The 2,812-nt window shown below is 40.8% G+C and carries 7 protein-coding genes; all 7 read right to left on the minus strand.

What is annotated here, in order from left to right:
- Positions 1–17 precede the first annotated feature (17 nt).
- On the minus strand, positions 18–473 hold the full coding sequence (locus WC445_04960; GenBank protein MFA5129271.1) for an ERCC4 domain-containing protein: 456 nt from the start codon (positions 471–473) through the stop codon (positions 18–20).
- Entirely contained in the window at positions 460–687 is a 228-nt protein-coding gene (locus tag WC445_04965) for a hypothetical protein (GenBank protein MFA5129272.1), read from the minus strand. Before WC445_04965 ends, WC445_04960 begins: the two co-directional genes overlap by 14 nt.
- Positions 677–1,423 carry an antA/AntB antirepressor family protein gene (locus WC445_04970; protein MFA5129273.1) on the minus strand — a complete coding sequence of 249 codons (747 nt, stop codon included), beginning with the start codon at positions 1,421–1,423 and terminating at the stop codon, positions 677–679. The genes WC445_04965 and WC445_04970 overlap by 11 nt, the downstream gene beginning before the upstream one ends.
- An 84-nt stretch (positions 1,424–1,507) precedes the next feature.
- Positions 1,508–1,762, minus strand: coding sequence for a hypothetical protein (locus WC445_04975; GenBank protein MFA5129274.1), 255 nt, complete (start codon positions 1,760–1,762; stop codon positions 1,508–1,510).
- Positions 1,744–2,079 carry a hypothetical protein gene (locus tag WC445_04980; protein MFA5129275.1) on the minus strand — a complete coding sequence of 112 codons (336 nt, stop codon included), beginning with the start codon at positions 2,077–2,079 and terminating at the stop codon, positions 1,744–1,746. Before WC445_04980 ends, WC445_04975 begins: the two co-directional genes overlap by 19 nt.
- Positions 2,058–2,288 carry a hypothetical protein gene (locus WC445_04985; GenBank protein ID MFA5129276.1) on the minus strand — a complete coding sequence of 77 codons (231 nt, stop codon included), beginning with the start codon at positions 2,286–2,288 and terminating at the stop codon, positions 2,058–2,060. The genes WC445_04980 and WC445_04985 overlap by 22 nt, the downstream gene beginning before the upstream one ends.
- A gap of 13 nt (positions 2,289–2,301) precedes the next feature.
- A complete protein-coding gene (ssb, locus tag WC445_04990; GenBank protein ID MFA5129277.1) occupies positions 2,302–2,733 on the minus strand; it encodes a single-stranded DNA-binding protein in 432 nt (143 codons plus the stop codon).
- Between the last annotated feature and the right edge of the window lie 79 nt (positions 2,734–2,812).

The following is a 2,812-nucleotide window of genomic DNA, read 5'->3' on the forward strand; positions in this document are numbered from 1 at the left end:
CGACAAAATATTCACGGCTAACCTCCCCAAAACTGTTGATTTTGCACGTCGCTATACACTTTTTTGAGAATCCCAGCGACTAACCAGGCTGCGCCGCTGGGAGTCTCTGCCATTAAAAACGGTATTCCGCACATCATCCACCGTTCGATCGAGCCGATCACGGACTCAGGAGTAATTTTCGATCGGTAGTTATGGGCAAGAATATCCGAAAACTTAAATTCACAGACTATCGCCTTCACTGGATAGCCGCGCAGCGCAAGGATTTCCCTCTCGAAACGGCTACGTTCGTTGCCACAGCAAGCCGTGAAATCGTCGATCGATTTTCGTTCGATCGTAACGATTCTTTCCAGGCCGCGGATTGAGTAATCTCCCCACGCGAGCGTACGCCGCTCGACCACGAGACCATACTTTCCCAGGTCAAGCGGAGCTTGCTCGCGTGTGTCAATTATGGCAACGAGGTTATTTTTGTCCATTGAAATATCCAATATTTTGTAAAAATGAATAAGCCTCCTTGTAAAGAAGATTTATTTTTTCTGTGGCTAATTTTTTTGGCTGACATCTACCGATTCGGTATGCGTAAACTTGATTACCGCTAATTCCAAGCCAATCACCAATAAATTTGTCAGTCAAGAATTCATGGACAAGTTGCAGTTTATCGCTTATTGTGAGATTACGATTATTTTCCATTTCCTACCCTTTCACAAATCTTTTCCGCGTTCCACTTTATATTGTAGCCACTTTTCCCTCTTTTTGTCCATTGATGGACAAAACATAGGGCCTTTCCCTGCTCCGTTGGAACCCAAGACGAGCCATTTTTTTCCTGCAAGCCTAGCTCGGCAAGCTTTTTATTTAGGGCGATGGCCGAAATTCCGAGTTTTTCCCCGATCTCGGTTGGCTCTAAAAATTCCTCATTTTTCTTCACATGGTCAAGAAGAGGGGAGGTTTTTGTGAATTCGACAAAATTAGTACCGTACTGGCGATCCACAATTTTAGAGGCTTCAGATACGATCGTGCTGGCTGGGAGTTGGACGAGTTCGCCAATCCTCTTGTACGCCTCGAACGCGTTGCAAGCAAGATCGTTAATTGTCAGTGGGCGACGGGAAATCTCACGCGCTTTTTTTTCCACGTCAATAAAATATTGACGCATCTGTCTACCAAGTTCTGTGCGCTCAAGCATACACACATGTTTTGCTAGGTCAACAGATATAAGATATTCAGATGATGGCCTGCCTCCAAGTTGGTTATCGCCAAATTTGGCGTAAACTTGATAATCCTTATGTTCTAGAGCCATACATTCCTCTAGACGTTGTTTTATCCAGTTTGTGTAGTCACGACCGACTCCAAGCCTTGAGTGCAACTCACGAGCGTTGACTGATTGAATTTTTTCCAAACCAATTTGATTTTCCAAAATTTGTATATCCATAAAAAAAATCTCCATTAAAAAATGACTTTGTGCAAAACAATTTTTACAATTGTATCATCTTTTATTGAAGATTTCAACAAAAAATTAGGATTTTTTGGTTTTATTGCATTTTGTCCATTGCATATCAATAACACGCCACACTTGCCAACAACCTCCTTTTTTAAAAAGGAATTCTTCATCTAATCCACATGTTTCTACATCGTATCCTTCCCAAAACTTTACAGGGAACCCTTCCTCGTCGTACCCTATTCCCTCGCGTTCTCCTAGGTTGTTTTGTGATTTTTTAATATAAACCTTTTGACCGTTTATTGTTATCGTTTTCATTTTTTTTTCTGCCATATCATTTTTGCTCCAATATCAACTATTTCCCAAACCTTTCCATTTTCATCTTCATATGTGTCCGAATCAAACGCATATATAAAACGTTTCTGTGTAAATTTTTTTTCTTTTTTTTCCAGAATGAATGTTCCTGGCATTTCTTCATAATATCCTATTCCTTCTCTCCTGCTACAATTACGATTAGCAGATAGTGTTTTTTTTATTTTTTTAACGTATATTTTTCTGTCGCAAATTTTAAAAAAATTCACATTTTCCCCTTTCAATAAAAAATCTCCCCATAAAGAGGAGCATTCTACTAATTTATTTCCTCTTCCCAATTTCCGAATCTATCAACTTTCCAAGTTTTTCCATCTTTCCCCCATTTTTCTCCTGGTTCTGAAAAGAATAATTTTACAATTTTTGATTTTGTATATCGAAATCGACATGGCTTGAAATCGGAGTACCCTATTCCAATTCCTTGGTTTATTTTTTTTATATAAACCAAGGAATTGGAATTTTTGCAAAACACCACTTCTCTTTCTTTCATTCATTTTTCCCCCTTAGAACGGTGGTTCCTCAAAATCCGGTTCTGACCATGCTGTTCCTGCTACGGATGCCTGTGTTGCTGGTTGCGACTGATCTCCTGACTGCGTCGCAGACCTTCCATCCAAAAACTGCACGTTTTCAGCCACCACACTGATTTTGGTTCGTGTTTGGCCGGTCGTTTTATCTTCCCAGTGGTCGTATTTCAACCTGCCTCCGAGGTAAACGAGGCTTCCTTTTTTGATGTATTTGCTTGCGTTTTCCGCTGTTTTCCCCCAACAGGTCACGTCCACGAACGTGGTTTCGTCCGTGATTTTGCCGTCGTTGGATTTATACTTTCTATTCGTAGCCAGGCCGAACGTACACACGGATGCGCCGCCCTGCGTGGTGCGCAGTTCGGGGTCTCTCGTTAGCCGACCTATGAGACGTACTTCATTTAAATCTGCCATACGAATTTACTCCTTTTTTTCTATCTCTTTTTCTCTTTTTTTTCTAAAAGCTTCCTCTTTTTGAGCTTCGTCATATCCT

Source organism: Patescibacteria group bacterium (assembly GCA_041650995.1).
Lineage (GTDB): Bacteria > Patescibacteriota > Patescibacteriia > XYB2-FULL-38-15 > XYB2-FULL-38-15 > JAHIRI01.

Bases quoted from the DNA above. Each gene is read 5' to 3' on its own strand.
- WC445_04960 (MFA5129271.1), bottom strand. From the start codon at position 473: ATGGACAAAAATAACCTCGTTGCCATAATTGACACACGCGAGCAAGCT.
- WC445_04965 (MFA5129272.1), bottom strand. From the start codon at position 687: ATGGAAAATAATCGTAATCTCACAATAAGCGATAAACTGCAACTTGTC.
- WC445_04970 (MFA5129273.1), bottom strand. From the start codon at position 1,423: ATGGATATACAAATTTTGGAAAATCAAATTGGTTTGGAAAAAATTCAA.
- WC445_04975 (MFA5129274.1), bottom strand. From the start codon at position 1,762: ATGGCAGAAAAAAAAATGAAAACGATAACAATAAACGGTCAAAAGGTT.
- WC445_04985 (MFA5129276.1), bottom strand. From the start codon at position 2,288: ATGAAAGAAAGAGAAGTGGTGTTTTGCAAAAATTCCAATTCCTTGGTT.
- ssb (MFA5129277.1), bottom strand. From the start codon at position 2,733: ATGGCAGATTTAAATGAAGTACGTCTCATAGGTCGGCTAACGAGAGAC.